The following is an 18813-nucleotide window of genomic DNA, read 5'->3' as shown; positions in this document are numbered from 1 at the left end:
AACGCAAAAAGCCGCACCCATTGGTGCGGCTCAGCTGCCCAGCAGTAACACCCTTTCCCCTTCAGCCGACGGCTTCGGCCGCTGCCTGCGGCTCTGCTGCCTCATATGCCATACACAGCGCTGTTGCGGTCAGGTGAATGCTGAACAAAGCAGCCAGCTGGACAAGGAAATCGAGCAGCAGCGTCACGGCCCTGGGCGCATCTTCCCACAGACTGTTTCCCAGCAGAATGACACCGGCGAAGGAGGCCAAGGTGAACAACCCGTTCCCTGTCAGCAACAGCAACAGTGTCGTCCAGAAGGACTGTTTGCCACGCTGCAAAGCCGTAGAGAACCGCGCATCCTGCAGCGCCGCCGCCGCGGGCAAAGCCGTGCCGAACAAGGCCAGAACAACATAGATCAGCAGCCCCGCAGGAAGGATCCCGAGCATCATGACAACCATCGGAAGGGTCCGCTTAGGCCCCGGAACAATCCCATAGAGAAGCCACGCGAAAAACGCCCAGGCCAGAAAGCCGACCAGCCAAAGGCCAACCAATCGCAACATGAAAGGCTTCTGCGCCCCTGCCAGCGGTCCAACCGGCTGCCGTTTGAACACGTCAGCAACAGCCGCTTTTTGGCCGCTCAGCAGCAGACGGTGGCTGAACAGGCTGACAAAGCCAAACACCATAAGGCTTGCGACTAAAACACCACTGCTGGACCCGGTAATCTCGGAGATGACATCAAGCGCTACGGCCAAAGCCGCGAACACTGCAAACAGCGGAAAGCTCGCGCAGAATACGCGGGTGGCGCGAGCATACATCTTAAACATGCAAGATCCAAAATTGTCGGTAAAGAAATGGACGAAACGCTTGGCGGTCAATACCCGCCAAGCGGTGTTTGCCGTGCTCAGCCCCTGTGCGCGCCGTCAGCCAGCGACTTCACGAAAGCCAGCACCTCTTCCGTCGACTTGCCGGAGGCGATCTGGCTCACGATGGCGCTGCCCACCACCGCGCCATCGGCGACCGAGGCGATCTTCTCCGCCTTCTCCGGCGTGTTGATGCCAAAGCCCACGATGATCGGCAGATCAGTGGCCGCCTTGATGCGGGCAACCTCGGGACCAACGTCACCGGCCTCGGCCTCGGCGGCACCGGTGATGCCGGTGATCGAGACGTAGTAGACAAAACCGGAGGTGTTCTGCAGCACCTTGGGCAGGCGTGCGTCGTCGGTAGTCGGGGTGGCCAGGCGGATGAAATTCAGCCCCGCCTTCTGCGCCGGAATGCACAGCTCTTCGTCTTCCTCGGGCGGCAGGTCCACCACGATCAGACCATCGATGCCGGCCGCCTTGGCATCCGCCAGGAATGTGTCCACGCCGCGGTTGTAGATCGGGTTGTAGTAGCCCATCAGCACGATCGGGGTGGTGTCGTCGGTCTTGCGGAAGTCGGCCGCCAGCTGCAGCGTGCGCTCCAGCGTCATGCCGCCGTCAAGGGCGCGCTGGCCGGCCAGCTGGATGGTCGGGCCGTCGGCCATCGGGTCGGTAAAGGGCAGGCCCAGTTCGATGATGTCGACACCGGCACCCGGCAGCCCCTTCACCACCTCCAGCGAGGTATCGTAATCCGGATCGCCCGCCATCACATAGGTGACAAAGGCTTTCTTGCCGACGGCGTTCAGTTCGGCGAATTTGGCATCAATACGGGTCATGGGCGGGCCTTTTGAAATCTGTCCGCCCCGGTGTGCCGAATGTTGCGCGGGAAATCAATCCCGCGCAGCCTGGCTAGCGCTCTCAGCGGCCGAGCGGGATATGCCAGCGCAGCGTCAAGGAGTTGACGCCGGGATTCTCGTCAGCGGTCGAGGCGTTGGATTTGTGGCTGATCGCCAGCGACACGGCCTTGCCATTCTGGAACCGCTTGCCCACCGCCAGCAGGCTGCGGATCTCGAAGGCCGACCCCAGATCATTCTCCGGAGAGTTATCGTGGTAGGCGCCGGGCATCACGCTGGTCTCGATGAACCAGTCGTTCTTCAGATCATACACACCGCTGATCCCCACGCCGGCAAAGACATCGCCGGTCTCCTGCACGTCCAGCGTCGCGCCAAAGCGCGCCGACAGTCGGCCACGCTGGTGAAACGGCGTGTGCAGATACTCCAGCGAGACGATCGCGCCATCCTCGGCGATCTCGCGGTGATAGTCGGAGTACCCCACGCCCAATGTCACTTCCTGTGCCGCCACAGGCAGAGCTGCGGTCGACAAGACCGCCGCCAACACAGCCGCTTTTTTCATTATCAAGCCCCTCGATCATTACATGCCGCTTGTCGGCAGCTTTACGCCGCCCAGAGATACGGCTTTGCTTGCGATATCTGAACCCCCCTATGCTGCTTTGCGCTGCAGGCTGTCTGTGAACAGGTGCACAGATGGCAAAAGTGGCACACCTGCCCGGCACAGGTGCCTTGCACGCACGTCGATTGCTGCCTAGAAGCAGCTCCCAAGTGGTATCAGGAGGCCGGTATGGGCTTTAAAATGGGAATCGTCGGCCTGCCCAACGTGGGTAAATCGACGCTGTTCAACGCGCTGACCAAAACCGCCTCGGCGCAGGCGGCCAACTTTCCGTTCTGCACCATCGAGCCCAACGTGGGCGAAGTGGCGGTGCCGGACGCAAGGCTGGACAAGCTGGCGGCAATCGCCAAGTCCAAGCAGATCATCCCGACCCGGATGACCTTCGTCGATATTGCGGGTCTGGTCAAAGGCGCCTCCAAGGGGGAGGGCCTCGGCAACCAGTTTCTCGCCAACATCCGCGAAACGGATGCGATCGCCCATGTGCTGCGCTGCTTTGAAGACGGCGACGTCACCCATGTGGACGGCCGCGTCGACCCGGTGGCTGATGCCGAGGTGATCGAGACCGAGCTGATGCTGGCCGACCTCGAAAGCATCGAGAAGCGCCGCGCCAACCTGGTGCGCAAGCTGAAGGGCAATGACAAGGAAGCGCAGCAGCAGGACCGCCTGCTGGCCGCCGCGCAGGAGATGCTGGAAAATGGCAAACCCGCCCGCCTGGTCGAGGTCGACGCCGAAGACGCCAAGGCCTGGAAGATGCTGCAGCTGCTGACCACCAAGCCGGTGCTCTATGTCTGCAACGTCGGCGAGTCGGAATCGGTGGAGGGCAACGCGCATTCCGCCAAGGTCGCCGAAATGGCGGCGGCGCAGGGCAACAGCCACGTGATCATCTCCGCCCAGATCGAGGAAGAGATCAGCCAGCTCGACCCGGAAGAAGCGCAGATGTTCCTGGAGGAAATGGGGCTGGAAGAGGCGGGCCTCGATCGGTTGATCCGCGCGGGTTACGACCTGTTGCACCTTGAGACCTACTTCACCGTCGGGCCCAAGGAAGCCCGCGCCTGGACCATCCGCCAGGGCACCGCGGCACCACAGGCGGCAGGCGTGATCCACGGCGATTTCGAAAAGGGTTTCATCCGCGCCGAGACCATCGCCTATGAGGATTTCATCGCCTGCAACGGCGAACAGGGCGCCAAGGAAGCGGGCAAGATGCGCGCCGAAGGCAAGAGCTACATCGTCAAGGATGGCGACGTGCTGCACTTCCTGTTCAACACCTGAAGCGCCCCGAAACGTGACAGCTCACCGCCTGCCAACCCCTTGGCAGGCGGTTTTCTTTTGCGCCCCGCAACCGACCCTCAGCGGGGATTGACCGCGGACCCGGCTTTGCCATGATGGCGGCGGCGCGCGGAAAATCCGGGCGTCCGCCAGCAATCGCGCTAGAGTCATCCTCATCCGCAGATCACGGGGCCGCATCATGCAAAAAGAGACCAGCATCAACGTTCTGGGTGGCCCGCTGGCCCCCTGCTCCACCGCGCCGCTGACCGGCTTTTTCCGCGACGGCCATTGCAACACCTGCGCCGAGGACCAGGGCAGCCACACCGTCTGCGTGGTGATGACGGCCGAATTTCTGGCCTTTTCCAAATATGTCGGCAACGACCTGTCGACCCCGCGGCCCGAGTTCAATTTCGCCGGGCTGAAACCCGGCGACCGCTGGTGCCTCTGTGCCGCGCGGTTCCTGCAGGCAGCGGATGAGGGCTGCGCGCCGCAGGTGAACCTGGAGGCGACCCACTTGCGGGCGCTCGACATCGTGCCGATGCGCATCCTGCAATCCTATGCCGCCGACCCGGCCTGAGCCGCTGCATTGACCTGTCGGCAGCACTGCCGTAAGTGCACATGCAAGCCAGCCCGCCGGATCCCTCGCCTGCCTTGCCAGCCTTCGTTCCGAGACTGACCACCCCGAGGAGGCACCCTGCATGGGCTATATTGCCATGAACCGCTTCAAGATCCGCCTTGGCCGCGAGGCTGATTTCGAATCCATCTGGGCATCGCGGGAAAGCCGCCTGAAAGAGGTGCCCGGCTTTCGCGAATTCCGGCTGCTGAAAGGCCCCGAAGCCGCGGATCACCGGCTCTATTCCAGCCACGTGATCTGGGACAGCCGTGAAGACTTCGAAGCCTGGACCAAATCCGAACAATTCCGCGCGTCGCACCGCAACGCGGGCAAGCGCGAGGGCGAAAGCCCGATCATGGGGCACCCGCAGTTCGAAGGGTTCGAAACCGTACTGCACGAGGCGTAATCCCCGGTCGGGATCTGTCAAACCGCTGATCAGAGACGAAAAAGGCGCCCCGCTGGGCGCCTGTTCCTGTGTCTAACCTCGCGGGCTCACTCCTCGAAGGTGCGGCCTTCCTCGGTGTCGGACATGTCAAAGCCGAGATGTTTGGCGACCGTGTAGACGTCCTTGTCGCCGCGGCCGCACATGTTCATCACGATGATGTGGTCCGACGGCAGGTCCGGCGCGATCTTCATCACATGCGCCAGCGCGTGGGAGGGCTCCAGCGCCGGGATGATCCCCTCGGTGCGGCAGCTGACCTGGAAGGCTTCCAGGGCTTCCTTGTCGGTGATCGAGACATATTCGGCGCGCCCGGTGTCATGCAGCCAGGAATGCTCCGGGCCGATGCCCGGATAATCCAGCCCAGCCGAGATCGAATAGCCTTCCTGGATCTGGCCATCCTCGTCCTGCAGCAGGTAGGTCCGGTTGCCATGCAAGACGCCGGGCCGACCGCCGGTGAGCGAGGCACAATGCTGGATACGGTCGTCGACGCCCTTGCCACCGGCCTCCACGCCGATGATCTTCACCGACGGATCATCCAGGAACGGATGGAACAGGCCGATGGCATTGGAGCCGCCGCCGATGGCGGCAATCACGGTGTCCGGCAGGCGGCCTTCGCCCTCCTGCTCGGCCAGCTGCCAGCGGACTTCCTTGCCGATCACGGACTGGAAATCACGCACCATCGCCGGATAGGGGTGCGGGCCGGCCGCGGTGCCGATGCAGTAGAAGGTGTCGCGCACGTTGGTCACCCAGTCGCGCAGCGCGTCGTTCATGGCGTCCTTCAGGGTACCGCGGCCAGAGGTCACCGGGATCACCTCGGCGCCCAGCAGGCGCATGCGGAAGACGTTGGGCGCCTGGCGCTTGACGTCATGCGCGCCCATGTAGACCACGCATTTCAGGCCGAACTTGGCGCAGACGGTGGCGGTGGCCACGCCGTGCTGGCCCGCACCGGTCTCGGCGATGATGCGGGTCTTGCCCATGCGCCGCGCCAGCAGGATCTGGCCCAGCACGTTGTTCACCTTGTGCGCGCCGGTGTGGTTCAGCTCGTCGCGCTTCATGTAGATCTTGGCACCGCCGAGTTCCGCCGACAGCCGTTCGGCGTGATAGAGCGGGCTGGGACGGCCGACGTAATGCGTCCACAGGTCGCGCATTTCGGCCCAGAAGGAGGGGTCATCCTTGGCGCGGTTGTATTCTTCTTCCAGGCTCAGGATCAGCGGCATCAGGGTTTCGGACACGAAGCGCCCGCCAAAGATGCCGAAACGGCCCTGTTCGTCCGGCCCGTTCATGAAGCTGTTGAAAAGATCGTCGGCCATGGGTGTTCCCTCTCGCTTTCGCCGTGCCAGCCTTGACTATAGCGCGGCGGGGGCTTGGTAAAGGGGATTGCGCAAGCGCGACCACCTGGCGCGGGGCGCTGCCCTGCCAGTGTCGCCGAAGTTCTGGTCCTGCCGGTTGCCGTCCGTTCTATCGGGAGCAGTCAAGGATGGCGGCGCCGCCACGGGGGCGGAGGCGGGACGGGCGTATCCGCCCGCACGCTAAACGTTGTCTCTGCGTGCCCCCTGCCGCGGGGGCCCTGTTCCTGGATGCCGGGGGTGTCAGGCCCGGCGATGATCGCGATCGGGAAGCAGTGTGGCTGACCGGGCTTAAGATCGCATGAGAGGGGCGCACGCCCTGTGCGCAACACCCGGGGAGCCGGATTGGCGCCAGGGTGAGCAATGAGTATTTTCAGAAAGATGAAGACCCGGGGCCTGTGCCTTCATCTTTCCACAAATACTCAAATCCAAAGCCTACCCGCGCGCTGCCGTCGGCCGACCGCCCGCCCGGTCAGCCGCGGGCGGCGATGGCCGCCTTGGTGAAGGCGTCGATCAGGGCGGCGTCCTTCTGTCCCGGTGCGCTTTCGACACCGGAGGAGACATCGACCTGGCGCGTGCCGGTCATGCGAATGGCCTCGGCCACGTTGTCGGGTGTCAGGCCTCCTGCCAGCATCCAGGGTTTCTGCCAGTACTTGCGCCCCGCCAACAGCCGCCAGTCAAAGGCAAGACCGTTGCCGCCCGGCAGCACCGCGTCCCTGGGGGGCTTGGCATCGATCAGCAGCTGGTCAGCGACCTGTTCGTATTCCGCAATCTGCGGCAGGTCGGAGGCATCGGCGATGCCCACCGCCTTCATAACCGGCAGACCATAACGCGCGCGCACCTCTGCGACACGCTGCGGAGGCTCCTTACCGTGAAGCTGCAGCATGTCCAGGGGCACCGCATCCGTGATGGCATCCAGCTCGGCGTCGGTGGCATTGACCGTCAGGGCCACCTTGCACAGGCCGACCGGCGCATCGATCGCCAGCGCCGCCGCCTCGGCAATCGTGACGTGGCGCGGCGATTTCGCAAAGAACACAAAGCCCGCGTAGGCTGCCCCCGCGGCGGCGGCAGCCGCCACATCCTGCGGCGTCTTCAGACCGCAGATCTTGACCCGGATATCAGACATGACCGGTCAGCCCGCGTCGTCGAGCAACGCGAGAACCTCGTCCTTGCCTTCGTGTTTCTGCTTTTTCAGCCGCTTCACCTCGCGGTCGAGCCTGCGGGCCTCCCGCGCTTTTTGCGCCGCTTCGCTGCGGTGCTTGTGCTCGCGGATCCATTCCCAGAGGAAGCCGATGATCAGGCCGACCCCGACGCCGCCCAGAACCACCACGAACAGCGGCAGCGCGATGCCGTGGTTGAATCCGAAGAGATCGGCCAGCGCGTCCGGCATCAGCCGAAGCTGCACCACCGCGCTGTTGGCCAGAGACACCGACACCAGCACGATGGCCAGGGCCGCAAGAACCGCGTAGCGAATGTAACGCATCAGGCTTTCCCGTTCAGGCGGTCCCTCAAGAGTTTACCCGTCTTGAAGAACGGCACATGTTTTTCTTCAACATTGACCGTTTCACCGGTGCGCGGGTTGCGACCGACGCGGGCATCCCGCTTCTTGACCGAAAAGGCCCCAAAGCCGCGCAATTCGACCCGGTCACCGCGGGCCATGGCGTTGGTCACCTCTTCGAACACCGTGTTCACGATCCTCTCTACGTCCCGCTGATACAGGTGCGGGTTTTCGTCTGCAATCTTCTGAATGAGTTCAGAGCGGATCATGGTCTGTTTCCTCCCAGATCACCGTGTTGTTTCGGCTATTATTCTGAGAGTATAGGAAAAATCCAGTGGCGGGGGAACAAAATGCCGCACCGGAGGCCGGGTATTCCACCACCAATGCGCAGGTTTTCAACGCCGCACCGCCAATTTTCGGGCGGCATTTCGCCGCCGCAATGCGGCATTGGACAAAGCTGGATACAACGCCGCGCTGCATGATTCGGGCCAATCTGCCCGCTCTGCCCCCTTGCAGAGCTGCGGGAATGGGCCTAACCAGTGACTGTTATGTTATTACATTCCGAATCGATAGGGTGATCCAATGACCAAGACCAGACTGACCTCTCTGCCCGCGCTGGCCGCCGCGGCCCTGTTCCTGACCACCGCCCTGCCCGCCGTGGCCGCCAAGACCCATGCCCACGACCACGGCCACAGCCATGAACAGACCGAGGCCGAAAAGCGCATCTACGAGGGCTATTTCGAGGACAGCCAGATCCAGCCGCGGCCGCTGTCCGACTGGGAGGGCGACTGGCAGTCGGTGTTCCCCTACCTGCAGGACGGCACGCTTGACCCGGTGCTGGAAGACCGCGCCGCCCATGGCGACAAGACTGTCGAGGAGTACCGCGCCTACTACACCACCGGCTATGGCACCGACACGCATGCCATCCGCATCGACGGGCAGACCGTCACGTTCACCAGCGACGCGGGCAGTGTCAGCGGCACCTATGTCTCGGACGGCTACGAAGTGCTGACCTACAAGAAGGGCAACCGCGGGGTGCGCTATGTCTTCCGGAAGGAAAGCGGTGATGCGGCGGCCCCCGGCTACATCCAGTTCAGCGACCATCGCATCGCGCCGGAGAAGGTGGATCACTACCACCTCTACTGGGGCGATGACCGTGCCGAGGTGCTGAAGGAGCTGACCAATTGGCCGACCTACTACCCCGCCTCGATGAGCGGCGAGGAGATCCTGCACGAAATGCTGGCGCACTGACGCCGCAGGGCTGATCCGGGCCGGTTCCCGTGGTCAGCCACAGCAGCCGCCGCCCCGTTGCACCGGCGGGCACGGGACGGTGGCATAGGAGCAGAACACGCAGCAATCGCCCGGCTGCGGCTTCAGGACGGTCTGGCAGGCCGTGCATTCATAGAACCACTGGCACGACTCGGTCGGCATGGTTTCCGTCTGCGCATGGCCGCATTCAGGGCAGGTCAGGGTGCTTTGCAATTCGATCGGTTGCTCGGTCATCGGCTCACATCTGCATAATCAGGTAATCGTTTATCCGGCTTTCGTTCAGCGCGATCAGCCATGCGATGGCAGTCAGCGCGGCGCTGCCGCCGAGCCACCAGCGCAGCCGCGCCGCAGTTCCGCGGCGATGTGCCAGCCATCCGGCGACCAGCAGCAGCGCGGTCGACAGGACCAGCACGGGATAGCTGGCCGCGGCCAGCAGGCCAAAGACCGCCAGCCCGCTGCCGCCGATCCCCAGCAACATCAGCAGCATCGGCAGAACGCAGCAGGTCGCCGCCAGCAGCGCCGAGGACGAACCAAGGTAGCTGAGCTTCAGGTATGTCTGCATCTGCCGCCCTTTCCGCGTGGATTTGCTGCAAGCCATGACGGCAGGTATACTTCCTGTAGCCACTACAGGAGCAAGCGGGAAAGAGAGATGATCGCCATTGGAGAAGCCTCCCGCCAAAGCGGCGTCGGCATCGAGACGATCCGCTATTATGAGCGCGAAGGCATCGTGCCCAAGCCTGCCCGGGCGGCGAACAACCGGCGGCTCTACTCCGCCCGGGACGTGGGGCGGCTCCGGCTGTTGAAACGGTGCCGGGCGCTGGGGTTCTCGCTGGCGGATGCCAAGACGATGCTGGATCTGGCCGAGCAAGGCAGCGACGACTGTCCGGCGGTCAAGGCACTGGCAGAGGGGCATATTGCGGAAGTCCGCCGCAAGATCGCCGAGCTGGAACGCCTGGAGGCAGCGCTACACGAGCTGACCCGCAACTGCGCCAGCGGCAATGTATCCTGCCCGATGCTGGCCGAGTTGCAGGACGCCTGACACGGCCGCCCGAGCCGCGCGATCAGCCAGCGCTGCGCGCCAATGAAAAAGCCCCGCAGTTTCCTGCGGGGCTCAGTTTTGTCAGCCGTGAGGCCGGGCGATTAGTCGCCCGACTTCAGAGCGGCGCCCAGGATGTCGCCCAGCGATGCGCCGGAATCCGAGGAGCCATACTGCTCGACTGCTTCTTTTTCTTCCGCGATCTCGCGCGCCTTGATGGACAGGCCCAGGCGGCGGGTCTTGGAGTCGACGTTGGTGACGCGGACGTCGACCTTGTCGCCAACCGAGAAACGCTCGGGGCGCTGGTCGGCACGGTCGCGGGCCAGGTCGGAGCGGCGGATGAAGGACTTCATGCCTTCGTATTCCACTTCGATGCCACCGTCTTCGATCGCGGTCACTTCAACGGTCACGATGGAGCCACGCTTCACGCCGCCCACGGCTTCGGCGAACTTGTCACCGCCCAGGGCTTTGATCGACAGCGAGATACGCTCTTTCTCGACGTCCACTTCGGAGACAACGGCCTGAACCACGTCGCCTTTGCGGTAGTTCTGGATCGCGTCTTCGCCACGCTCGTCCCAGGACAGGTCGGACAGGTGAACCATGCCGTCGATGTCGCCTTCGAGGCCGATGAACAGACCGAATTCGGTGATGTTCTTGACTTCGCCTTCGACCTGGGTGCCTTCCGGGTGGGTCTCAGCAAAGACTTCCCACGGGTTGCGCATGGTCTGCTTCAGGCCCAGGGACACGCGGCGCTTGGCACCGTCGATTTCCAGAACCATGACGTCGACTTCCTGCGAAGTGGAGACGATCTTGCCGGGGTGCACGTTCTTCTTGGTCCAGGACATCTCGGAGACGTGGACCAGACCTTCGACACCGGGCTCCAGCTCAACAAATGCACCGTAATCGGTGATGTTGGTGACGCGACCCTTGTGCACGGAGGACAGCGGGTACTTGGCGCCAACCAGATCCCACGGGTCTTCCTGCAGCTGCTTCATGCCGAGGGAGATGCGGTGGGTCTCTTTGTTGATCTTGATGACCTGAACCTTGACGGTTTCGCCGATCGACAGGATCTCGGAGGGGTGGTTCACACGGCGCCATGCCATGTCGGTGACGTGCAGCAGGCCGTCAACGCCGCCGAGGTCAACAAACGCACCGTATTCGGTGATGTTCTTGACGACACCGTCCACTGCCTGGCCTTCGGACAGGTTGCCGATGACTTCGGCGCGCTGTTCGGCGCGGGACTCTTCGAGGATCGCGCGGCGGGAGACAACGATGTTGCCACGACGACGGTCCATCTTCAGGATCTGGAACGGCTGCTTCAGACCCATCAGCGGGCCTGCGTCGCGCACGGGGCGGACGTCAACCTGCGAGCCGGGCAGGAAGGCCACGGCGCCGCCGAGATCGACAGTGAAGCCGCCTTTGACGCGGCCGAAGATCGCGCCTTCGACGCGCTGATCGTCTGCGTAGGCTTTTTCCAGGCGGTCCCAGGCTTCCTCGCGGCGGGCCATCTCGCGGGAGATGACGGCTTCGCCACGGGCGTTCTCAGCCGCGCGCAGGTACACCTCGACTTCGTCGCCGACAGAGATTTCGGGCGCTTCGCCGGGGTTTGCGAATTCTTTCAGATCAACGCGGCCTTCCATCTTGTAGCCGACGTCGATGATGGCCTGGCCGGCTTCGATCGCCAGCACTTTGCCTTTGACAACCGAACCTTCGTCCGGAGTGTCCATTTCGAAGCTTTCATTCAGGAGGGCTTCGAATTCCTCCATCGATGCGTTTTGAGCCATGAGGTCTCAGGTTTCCTTTACTAACGGTTTTCTGGCCGGGCGGTTGTCTCCGCCGGTCTTGGTTAGCCAGTCAAGAACGTGGCCCGGAACATGTCCGATCAAACAAACACAAAGGGCCGAGGTAGTCCCCAGCCCTGCTCAGACATGTCACCCGGACGTTGGCCGTCCTGTCTCGACAGCGCGCGTATAGGCGGATTCCCGGTCCAGCGCAAGGGGGCAGAGGGTTATCCCCTGCCCTGCCACACCTGCGCGTCGCGGCGCAGCATGGCCTGTTCGGCGGCGTCCAGCCGGGCCAGCGCCGCCGCCGGGTCGCGCGCGCCACCGGCCTTGCGCCACAGCCGCAGCGCCGAGGCCGGACTCCAGGGCAGACAGGCCGAGGCCAGCCAGCGGCGCAGGGGCGCTGGCAGGGCGTCATAGGCCTGCATCGGGTCCCCGACCCTGCGGCGGCGGCGCAGGGTCGAGTTGAGGTTGCGGCGCGGACGACGGTCAGCCATTGCGCCGCCAGGCCGGGAACGGGTCTTCCAGTGTGGCCCAGGCCGGGTCCAGACCCTGCGCGGCTTCCGGCATCAGGCAGGCATCCAGCTGCGCGCGCAACGCCTCCGGGTTCAGGCCCGCGCCGATGAACACCAGTTCCTGACGGCGATCGCCCCAGATTTCATCCCAGTTGCGCAGGAATTCGCTGCGCGCCTCGGGATGGCTCGGCCAGCGTTCGGTCGGCACCGCGGCCCACCACAATCCCATCGGCCGCACCGAGGACATCGCCCCCGCCAGCGAAAATTCCGCCGCCCAGTCGGGGCGACTGGCGATCCAGAAATGCCCCTTGGCGCGGATCACCCCATGCAGGTCGCCATTCAGGGTCGCGTGGATCCGCGCCGGGTCAAAGGGGCGACGGGCCCGGTAGACAAAGGACGAGATGCCGTATTCCTCGGTCTCCGGCACGTGATGTTCGAAGCCGTAGAGCTCCTTGGCCCAGAGCGGGTGTTCATGCGCGCGGTCGAAATCGAACAGCCCGGTATTGAAGATGCGGCTGGCGTCGACCTGCGAATGGTCGGTCTGGATGATCTCGGCATCGGGGTTCAGCGCCTTGATCACCGTGATCGCGGCCTGGGTCTGGTGCGGCCCCGCATCGGTAACCTTGTTGAGGATGATGACATTGGCAAATTCGATCTGATCGGTCAGCAGGTTGACCAGGGTGCGGTCATCCTCTGCGCCCAGGCTTTCACCACGGTCGCTGAGGAAGTCATGGCTGGAGAAATCCCTGAGCAGGTTGACCGCGTCCACCACTGTCACCATCGTGTCGAGCCGCGCCACGTCGGACAGGCTGTTGCCCTCGGCGTCGCGGAAATCGAAGGTCGCGGCGACCGGCAGCGGCTCGGCAATGCCGGTGCTTTCGATCAGGAGGTAGTCAAAGCGCCCCTCGGCGGCGAGGCGGCGGACCTCTTGCAGCAGGTCATCGCGCAGGGTGCAGCAGATGCAGCCGTTGGTCATCTCCACCAGTTTCTCGTCCTGGCGCGACAGTTCGGTATCTCCGCGCACCAGGTCCGCGTCGATGTTCACCTCGCTCATGTCGTTGACGATCACCGCCACCCGGCGGCCCGCGCGGTTGTTCAGAACGTGGTTGAGCAGCGTTGTCTTGCCCGCCCCAAGAAAGCCGGAAAGCACCGTCACCGGCAGCCTGTTGTCCGTCATGCCAAACCCTTTATGTTATATCATAACAAAACTGACGGAGCGCATAGCATTCCTGCCCGCGCCCGGCAAGCCCGAGCGCGCACCGCGTCGGAGGTGATCCGAGCGCGGGCACAAATTCTGATTATTTCCCTCGTGCGGAGAACTGCGCTGCTGACGGCGAGGGGCAGCCCCTTAGAGATCCACCTCCAGCACGCCGCCCGGCTCCGCCGCGCGAGACTGGCAGAGGATGATGGCCCGCTCGCGCTGCTTGTTGGACAGGACGAAATCGCGGTGCTCGGCCTCGCCCGAGAGCAGCCCGCATTTGCACACCCCGCAGATCCCGTCCGAACATTTCACATCGACATGGATGCCCGCCTCGGCCAGCACGTCGGTTGCGGATTTGTCGGCGGGGATCACGATTTCGCGGCCCGTTTTCGCAAGCTTCAGGGTGAAGTCGTAGTTTTCATACTCGGGCTGTTCCGGCACCGAGAAATATTCCATGTGACGGTTCTCTTCCGGGAAGCCGTTGGCGCGGGCGGTGTCCAGAACCGCCTGCATGTAGGCGTCCGGCCCACAGGTGTAGACATGGCGGCCGAGTGCCCATTGCAGCACCTCTGCCAGATCCACGCGGCTGCCCTCGTCGGAGAAATGCAGATGCACCTTGTCGGCCCAGGGCACTTGCCTGAGGTCCGCGAGGAAGCCCGCATTGGCCCGTTTGGAACAGGAGTAGCGGAACTCGAAATCGCGCCCCAGCGCGTGCAGGCGGTGGGCCATGGCGATCATCGGGGTGACCCCGATACCGCCGCCCATCAGGTAGGATTTCTCCGCATCCTCGTGCAGCGGGAAGTGGTTGATGGGCTTGGAGACAAACACCATGCGGCCTTCCTCGAAGATGCGGTGCAGCAGGCGCGAGCCGCCACGCCCTTCGTCCTCGCGCAGCACCGCGATCTGGTATTTCGAGGTGTCGGCAGGGTCGCCCGACAGCGAGTACTGGCGGAAGTATTCCGGCGCGACGACCACGTCGATGTGGGCGCCGGCCGTGGCGGCAGGCAGGGGCGATCCGTCGGGCATGGAGAATTCATACTTGGTCACCGTATCGGTCATGTGCTCGACCTTGGACAGCCTGACCCGCATCACCGGCGCATCACCCTGATCGGCGCTATAGACATGCTCGGGCGGCTGGCCCGCGGCGCGGCGGCGTTTGTGTTCTTCCGCCGTTATCATGTTCTCATAGGCGGCGATCCCTGCCTCGCGGTCCATCGGCGCGGGCCAGGCGTAGGGCGGCGGCGCCAGCGGCGCGGGGTAGACCGCAAGGGTCTGATCCTCGTACTTCAGGTCCAGATGCTTGGAGAGCTTGCGCGCATTGACCGGGTGTTTCGACGGCAGATACGCGCCGTCGTCCTCCATCTCCAGATCCCACCACCATTTCTTGACGGGGTTCACTTCACCGTTGCCCAGCGCATCGTCCAGCCTGGCCAATAGCGGCGCGCTGCCCGGCACGTTCATCGCCGCCCAGCGGAACGGGGCCTCGGCGAACAGGCCTTCGAGGTTCCACGGGCAGGTCTTCATGCAGCGCCCGCACATGGCGCCGCCGGGGACCGTGACCCGGTAGGTGGTGCATTTCTGGCTGTCGGACTTCCAGATCTCGTAGCCGTTGAACATCAGCTTCGGCCCGGCGGTGATGGCGCCCGACGGACACTCGCGGGCACATTTGTTGCAGGCCTCGCAGAACTTTTGCAGGCCGAAATCCACCGGCTTGTCGTGGTCCATCGGCAGGTTTGTGGTGATCGCGCCGGATTTCAGGCGCGGGCCGAGGAAGGGGTTCAGGATCACCTCGCCGATGCGGGAGACCTCGCCCAGACCCGAGAGCAGCAGCAAGGGCGGTTGCAGCACCTCGCCGTCCATCACCGAATGCACGCGGGCGGAATAGCCGAGGTTGCGGATCTGCTGACCGATCACCCCGCCCAGCAGCGAGAACCGCAGATAGGCGCGCATCGATTGCGCGCAGGCGATCCAGTCGTCGCCCGACGCACCATCCATCGTCTCGTGCCCCTGGTCGATGATGATGCTTATGGCGTTCTTGTGGTAGGGCTCCAGCTTTTCGCCCGCCGCGTCATGGGAATAATAGGCCCAGTCCGGGCAGCGCGAGATGCCCACCGCGTCGCAGCCGAGGAAATAGGCGGTGGCCTTGATATTGGCGGCGTTGCGGGCGGCGTCCGCGGCGGAGGGATGCACCTCTGGCGCGACCTCGCCGTCCTGCAGCAGCACGAAGGCCGCCAGCGAGAAGCGGAAGGCAAAAGCCGAGGACGACTTGCGCACGTAGTTGCCGTTCTTGGCGGCCTCCTGCGGGCCTTTGCCGAGGTCGCCGAACAGGGTGCGGGCGAACATGTCGGCGCGTTTTGGGACGCGGGCGACGTTCACCTCGTCGATATAGGTGGTGGGATCGTCAACACGCTTCAGGGTTTCGAACGGGTGCGGGCCATCCTTGAAGCGGCGCTTGGCATAGGGGTCGCGGGTGGCGGCGCTTTTGGCGTGACGGCCAAGACCATAGCGGTAGCCCAGCCCCGGCGTCTGCCCCGGCACCAGCGGCAGGTCGTGGGCCAGCTCCAGCGTGGTGGTTACCGCGGCGATGCCGAAGCGACGACCGAGGAAGGGGTTCACCAGTTCGCCATCCTCAAACGTGGCCAGCCCCGCCTGCACCGCGAGTTGCGCCAGGTGGACATCGGTTGCCGCGCCAGTATGGGCGCGGGCCTCCCAGCCGAGCAGACGGATGTAGCTGGCCAGCGTCACCACGGTTTCCGCCGCGCGCAGGCAGGCGCGCTGGTCCTGTGCGTCCGCCAGCCAGTCGGTACCGTCTTCGCCCGGTTCGGGGTCACGGGGAAATTCATAGAGGAACACCAGCGCATGGCCGTGATGACGGCAGCTGGCGGGCGGCGCATCCATGGTTTCGCGCAAGGTGGCCATCACCGCGTCGATGCCCGAGGCAAAGGTCTTGGTCTGCTTGCTGCGCAGCGCCTCGGCCAGCGCGTCCACGTCCGGGTTGGCCAGCGGCGTGTCCAGCCAGGCCGACGGCGGCACTGCGCAGGCGCCGACGATGGACGCATCGCAGAAATAGCCAAAGGCCTTCAGATGATCGCTGCGCTCCTGCGGGTCGCTTGGGATTTCGGCGCGCTCGCGTTTGACCAGCCCCTCGCGGGTGGCATCCAGCATCGCCTGGTAGTCGCGCATCGCGTTGACGATCGACAGCGGCGCTTCGGGGCGGCGGAAGGCGGTCTGGGGCCGCACCGGGATTGCCTCCAGCCCCTCAGCGGCGGCCTGCCGCGCCAGAGTTTCCATCGGATAGGCGCCCAGATGCACCGGCCGGTTGCGGTAGGAAAACAGTTTGCCCATGGTTCTTCCTTGCGGTTCGTTCGCTGGGGGGGGAGCGGGTCAGAGTTTCGGTACGATGCGCGGCTCGTCCCGCAGCAGCTTGGCGGCGGCGGTGCGCAGCTGCGCCAGCTCCTGTTCGGTCAGCTTGGCCTCGAAATGCGCGGCGTTCTCCTGCGCCATCGGCAGCACCGCCTCCAATGCCTGCTGGCCACGCTCGCGCAGGGTGACATGGATCGAGCGCCCGTCCCCCTCGCCGCTGCCGCGGGTGATGAAGCCGCGCTCCTCCATCTTGCGCAGGGTGCGCGAGGTGGCGGTGCGGTCGATCCCGATGAAATCGGCGATCTCGGACGGGCTGTGCAGCCCCTCCTGCCCGGCCGCCAGCAGCACGCACCACATCGGGCGGGTCAGCCCGTAGTCGGCAATGCGCTGTTCGAACCGGCGTTCGATCACCCGCGCCAGCATGGTGATCTGATAGCCCAGGGAGCTGTGAAGCTGAAAACGGTCATCTGTCATAGTAATTGACAGTGTCAACTATATCGCCGCAAAAAGCCAGTGGTTTCTGCAAGGGCACCGTCCCACGAAAAAACCGGCCCGCACTGAGCGGGCCGGTTCAATAAAATCAGGTGGTTACGTCTGCGCCTCACTCGGCGCGGGCACCCCAGAGGTCGTATTCGCCGGCCTCGTCCACGGTGACGGTGACCAGATCGCCGACCTGCAGCCCCTCGGTGTTCTCATCAATGAACAGGTTCCCATCGATCTCCGGCGCGTCGGCCTTGGTGCGGCAGGTGGCGATGCCATCCTCGTCGATATCATCGACGATCACCTGGCATGTCTGGCCGACCTTGGCCGCCAGCTTGGCCTCGGAGATGGCCTGCGCCTTCTCCATGAAGCGCTCCCAGCGCTCCTGCTTCACCTCCTCCGGGACGTGGTCCGGCAGGTCGTTGGAGCGCGCGCCGTCGACGTTTTCGTATTTGAAGCAGCCGACCCGGTCCAGCTGCGCCTCGTCCATCCAGTCCAAGAGATGCTGGAACTCCGCCTCGGTCTCGCCAGGGTAGCCGACGATGAAGGTCGAGCGCAGGGTGATGTCCGGGCAGGTCTCGCGCCAGTTGCGGATCTCGTCCAGCGTTTTCGCCGCTGCCGCGGGCCGTGCCATGCGGCGCAGCACGTCCGGGTGGGCGTGCTGAAAGGGGATATCCAGATAGGGCAGCAGCGCATTGTCCGGATCCGCCATCAGCGGGATCAGCTCGCGCACATGCGGATACGGGTAGACATAGTGCAGCCGCACCCAGAGGTCCTCGGCAGGGGCCAGCTTGCCCAACTCGCGGCTGAGGTCCTGGATATGGCTGCGCACCTCTTCACCCTTCCACGGGTGGGATGAATATTTGCGGTCCAGACCGTAGGCGGAGGTGTCCTGCGAAATCACCAGGAGTTCGCGCACGCCAGCCTCGACCAGCTTCTCCGCCTCCCGCAGCACGGCGTGCACCGGGCGCGAGGCCAGTTTGCCGCGCATGTCGGGGATGATGCAGAACTTGCACTTGTGGTTGCAGCCCTCGGAAATCTTCAGATAGCTGAAGTGGCGCGGGGTCAGCTTCACCCCCGCCGCAGGCAGCAAATCCACATAGGGGTTCGGGCTGGGCGGCACCGCGGAATGCACCGCGTCCAGCACCTGCTCATACTGGTGCGGGCCGGTGACGGCGTGGATGCGCGGGTGATGTTCGCGGATATAATCCGGCTCGGCTCCGAGGCAGCCGGTGACGATCACCTTGCCGTTCTCCTTCAGCGCTTCGCCGATCGCCTCGAGGCTTTCGGCCTTGGCCGAATCCAGGAAACCGCAGGTGTTGACGATCACCGCGTCGGCGCCCGCGTAATCGGGCGAGATGCCGTAGCCCTCGGCGCGCAGGCGGGTCAGGATGCGCTCGCTGTCCACCAGCGCCTTGGGGCAGCCAAGCGAGACCATGCCGAGAGTCGGCTGGCCGTCACGGGGCGCCTCGCGGAACTGCGGCTGCGGCGCAAGGTCGGGACGGAGGCTGGGCGGGTTGCTGGGCGCGTCACTGGTCATGCGCGCGCATATAGCGCGCGGCGCGGACTTTGGGAACGAAAGAATTGCTGCCGCGGCGGCATGGCAGCCATGCAGGGGGCAGCAGCGGGGTGGCCTCTGGCGACAAGTTTCTTGACAAAAGAACTCGGTTATTTTAGGCGCAGCGATGCGCCGCATGG

The 18813-nt window shown here is 64.3% G+C and carries 21 protein-coding genes; 5 read left to right on the top strand and 16 right to left on the bottom strand.

Translation table 11 applies throughout. The features are described from left to right. Nucleotides 1–61 precede the first annotated feature (61 nt). From ACZ52D_RS11175 to ACZ52D_RS11165, 3 genes are all read right to left on the bottom strand, one after another. Nucleotides 62–856, bottom strand: coding sequence for a hypothetical protein (locus ACZ52D_RS11175; RefSeq protein ID WP_464441355.1), 795 nt, complete (start codon nt 854–856; stop codon nt 62–64). A 26-nt stretch (nt 857–882) separates the two neighbouring features. Beyond that, complete coding sequence (trpA, locus tag ACZ52D_RS11170; RefSeq protein ID WP_464441354.1) at nt 883–1674, bottom strand: tryptophan synthase subunit alpha; 792 nt, start codon at nt 1672–1674, stop codon at nt 883–885. An 82-nt stretch (nt 1675–1756) separates the two neighbouring features. Beyond that, entirely contained in the window at nt 1757–2251 is a 495-nt protein-coding gene (locus ACZ52D_RS11165) for an acyloxyacyl hydrolase (RefSeq protein WP_464441353.1), read from the bottom strand. 225 nt (nt 2252–2476) lie between these two features. Here ACZ52D_RS11165 and ychF point away from each other — a divergent pair, with 225 nt between their 5' ends. The 3 genes from ychF (at nt 2477) to ACZ52D_RS11150 (ending at nt 4590) form a co-directional block, all read left to right on the top strand. Beyond that, the gene (gene ychF, locus ACZ52D_RS11160; RefSeq protein WP_369926816.1) at nt 2477–3574 is read left to right on the top strand and encodes a redox-regulated ATPase YchF; all 1098 of its coding nucleotides are present in this window, start codon (nt 2477–2479) and stop codon (nt 3572–3574) included. 196 nt (nt 3575–3770) lie between these two features. Continuing rightward, nucleotides 3771–4148, top strand: a complete 378-nt coding sequence (locus ACZ52D_RS11155) for a DUF2237 family protein (protein WP_222454969.1) — start codon at nt 3771–3773, stop codon at nt 4146–4148. A gap of 121 nt (nt 4149–4269) precedes the next feature. Then, nucleotides 4270–4590, top strand: coding sequence for an antibiotic biosynthesis monooxygenase family protein (locus ACZ52D_RS11150; protein WP_464441352.1), 321 nt, complete (start codon nt 4270–4272; stop codon nt 4588–4590). A gap of 86 nt (nt 4591–4676) precedes the next feature. Here the strand turns inward: ACZ52D_RS11150 and trpB are convergent, their stop codons facing one another. The 5 genes from trpB to ACZ52D_RS11125 all read right to left on the bottom strand — a co-directional run bounded on the left by trpB (nt 4677) and on the right by ACZ52D_RS11125 (nt 7950). Next, nucleotides 4677–5936 (bottom strand): tryptophan synthase subunit beta, encoded by a 1260-nt coding sequence (gene trpB, locus ACZ52D_RS11145; protein WP_369926812.1) that lies wholly within the window; start codon nt 5934–5936, stop codon nt 4677–4679. A 508-nt stretch (nt 5937–6444) separates the two neighbouring features. Further along, the gene (locus ACZ52D_RS11140) at nt 6445–7098 is read right to left on the bottom strand and encodes a phosphoribosylanthranilate isomerase (protein WP_464441351.1); all 654 of its coding nucleotides are present in this window, start codon (nt 7096–7098) and stop codon (nt 6445–6447) included. Between the two features lie 6 nt (nt 7099–7104). Further along, complete coding sequence (locus ACZ52D_RS11135) at nt 7105–7455, bottom strand: lipopolysaccharide assembly protein LapA domain-containing protein (RefSeq protein ID WP_222454966.1); 351 nt, start codon at nt 7453–7455, stop codon at nt 7105–7107. Then, nucleotides 7455–7739, bottom strand: a complete 285-nt coding sequence (gene ihfB / locus ACZ52D_RS11130; protein WP_222454965.1) for an integration host factor subunit beta — start codon at nt 7737–7739, stop codon at nt 7455–7457. The genes ACZ52D_RS11135 and ihfB overlap by 1 nt, the downstream gene beginning before the upstream one ends. Beyond that, a complete protein-coding gene (locus ACZ52D_RS11125) occupies nt 7726–7950 on the bottom strand; it encodes a hypothetical protein (RefSeq protein WP_222454964.1) in 225 nt (74 codons plus the stop codon). Before ACZ52D_RS11125 ends, ihfB begins: the two co-directional genes overlap by 14 nt. Nucleotides 7951–8052: 102 nt before the next feature. On the opposite strand from ACZ52D_RS11125, the gene ACZ52D_RS11120 reads away from it, so the two are divergent. Beyond that, nucleotides 8053–8721, top strand: coding sequence for a ZinT family metal-binding protein (locus ACZ52D_RS11120; protein WP_464441350.1), 669 nt, complete (start codon nt 8053–8055; stop codon nt 8719–8721). Nucleotides 8722–8754: 33 nt separating this feature from the next. Here the strand turns inward: ACZ52D_RS11120 and ACZ52D_RS11115 are convergent, their stop codons facing one another. Then, nucleotides 8755–8973, bottom strand: a complete 219-nt coding sequence (locus tag ACZ52D_RS11115) for a GDCCVxC domain-containing (seleno)protein (RefSeq protein WP_464441349.1) — start codon at nt 8971–8973, stop codon at nt 8755–8757. A gap of 4 nt (nt 8974–8977) precedes the next feature. Then, nucleotides 8978–9301 (bottom strand): hypothetical protein, encoded by a 324-nt coding sequence (locus ACZ52D_RS11110; protein WP_464441348.1) that lies wholly within the window; start codon nt 9299–9301, stop codon nt 8978–8980. 87 nt (nt 9302–9388) lie between these two features. Between ACZ52D_RS11110 and ACZ52D_RS11105 the strand changes: the two genes are divergently transcribed. Next, nucleotides 9389–9778: a MerR family transcriptional regulator gene (locus tag ACZ52D_RS11105; RefSeq protein WP_464441347.1), complete on the top strand. Its 390-nt coding sequence runs from the start codon at nt 9389–9391 to the stop codon at nt 9776–9778. A gap of 101 nt (nt 9779–9879) precedes the next feature. On the opposite strand, the gene rpsA is transcribed toward ACZ52D_RS11105, so the two are convergent. The 6 genes from rpsA to rimO all read right to left on the bottom strand — a co-directional run bounded on the left by rpsA (nt 9880) and on the right by rimO (nt 18655). Further along, on the bottom strand, nt 9880–11559 hold the full coding sequence (rpsA, locus tag ACZ52D_RS11100) for a 30S ribosomal protein S1 (protein ID WP_222454959.1): 1680 nt from the start codon (nt 11557–11559) through the stop codon (nt 9880–9882). 224 nt (nt 11560–11783) lie between these two features. Continuing rightward, nucleotides 11784–12053, bottom strand: coding sequence for a DUF6525 family protein (locus tag ACZ52D_RS11095; RefSeq protein ID WP_222454958.1), 270 nt, complete (start codon nt 12051–12053; stop codon nt 11784–11786). Next, entirely contained in the window at nt 12046–13248 is a 1203-nt protein-coding gene (locus tag ACZ52D_RS11090; RefSeq protein ID WP_464441346.1) for a GTP-binding protein, read from the bottom strand. Before ACZ52D_RS11090 ends, ACZ52D_RS11095 begins: the two co-directional genes overlap by 8 nt. Before the next feature lie 171 nt (nt 13249–13419). After that, nucleotides 13420–16617 (bottom strand): 2Fe-2S iron-sulfur cluster-binding protein, encoded by a 3198-nt coding sequence (locus ACZ52D_RS11085; protein WP_464441345.1) that lies wholly within the window; start codon nt 16615–16617, stop codon nt 13420–13422. A gap of 39 nt (nt 16618–16656) precedes the next feature. After that, nucleotides 16657–17109 carry a MarR family winged helix-turn-helix transcriptional regulator gene (locus ACZ52D_RS11080; protein WP_464441344.1) on the bottom strand — a complete coding sequence of 151 codons (453 nt, stop codon included), beginning with the start codon at nt 17107–17109 and terminating at the stop codon, nt 16657–16659. A gap of 127 nt (nt 17110–17236) precedes the next feature. Then, nucleotides 17237–18655 carry a 30S ribosomal protein S12 methylthiotransferase RimO gene (gene rimO, locus ACZ52D_RS11075; protein ID WP_222454954.1) on the bottom strand — a complete coding sequence of 473 codons (1419 nt, stop codon included), beginning with the start codon at nt 18653–18655 and terminating at the stop codon, nt 17237–17239. Between the last annotated feature and the right edge of the window lie 158 nt (nt 18656–18813).

Source organism: Leisingera sp. S2M4 (assembly GCF_055398055.1).
Note: the sequence above shows the minus strand (reverse complement) of the source record. Positions and strands in the feature narration are given on the sequence as shown.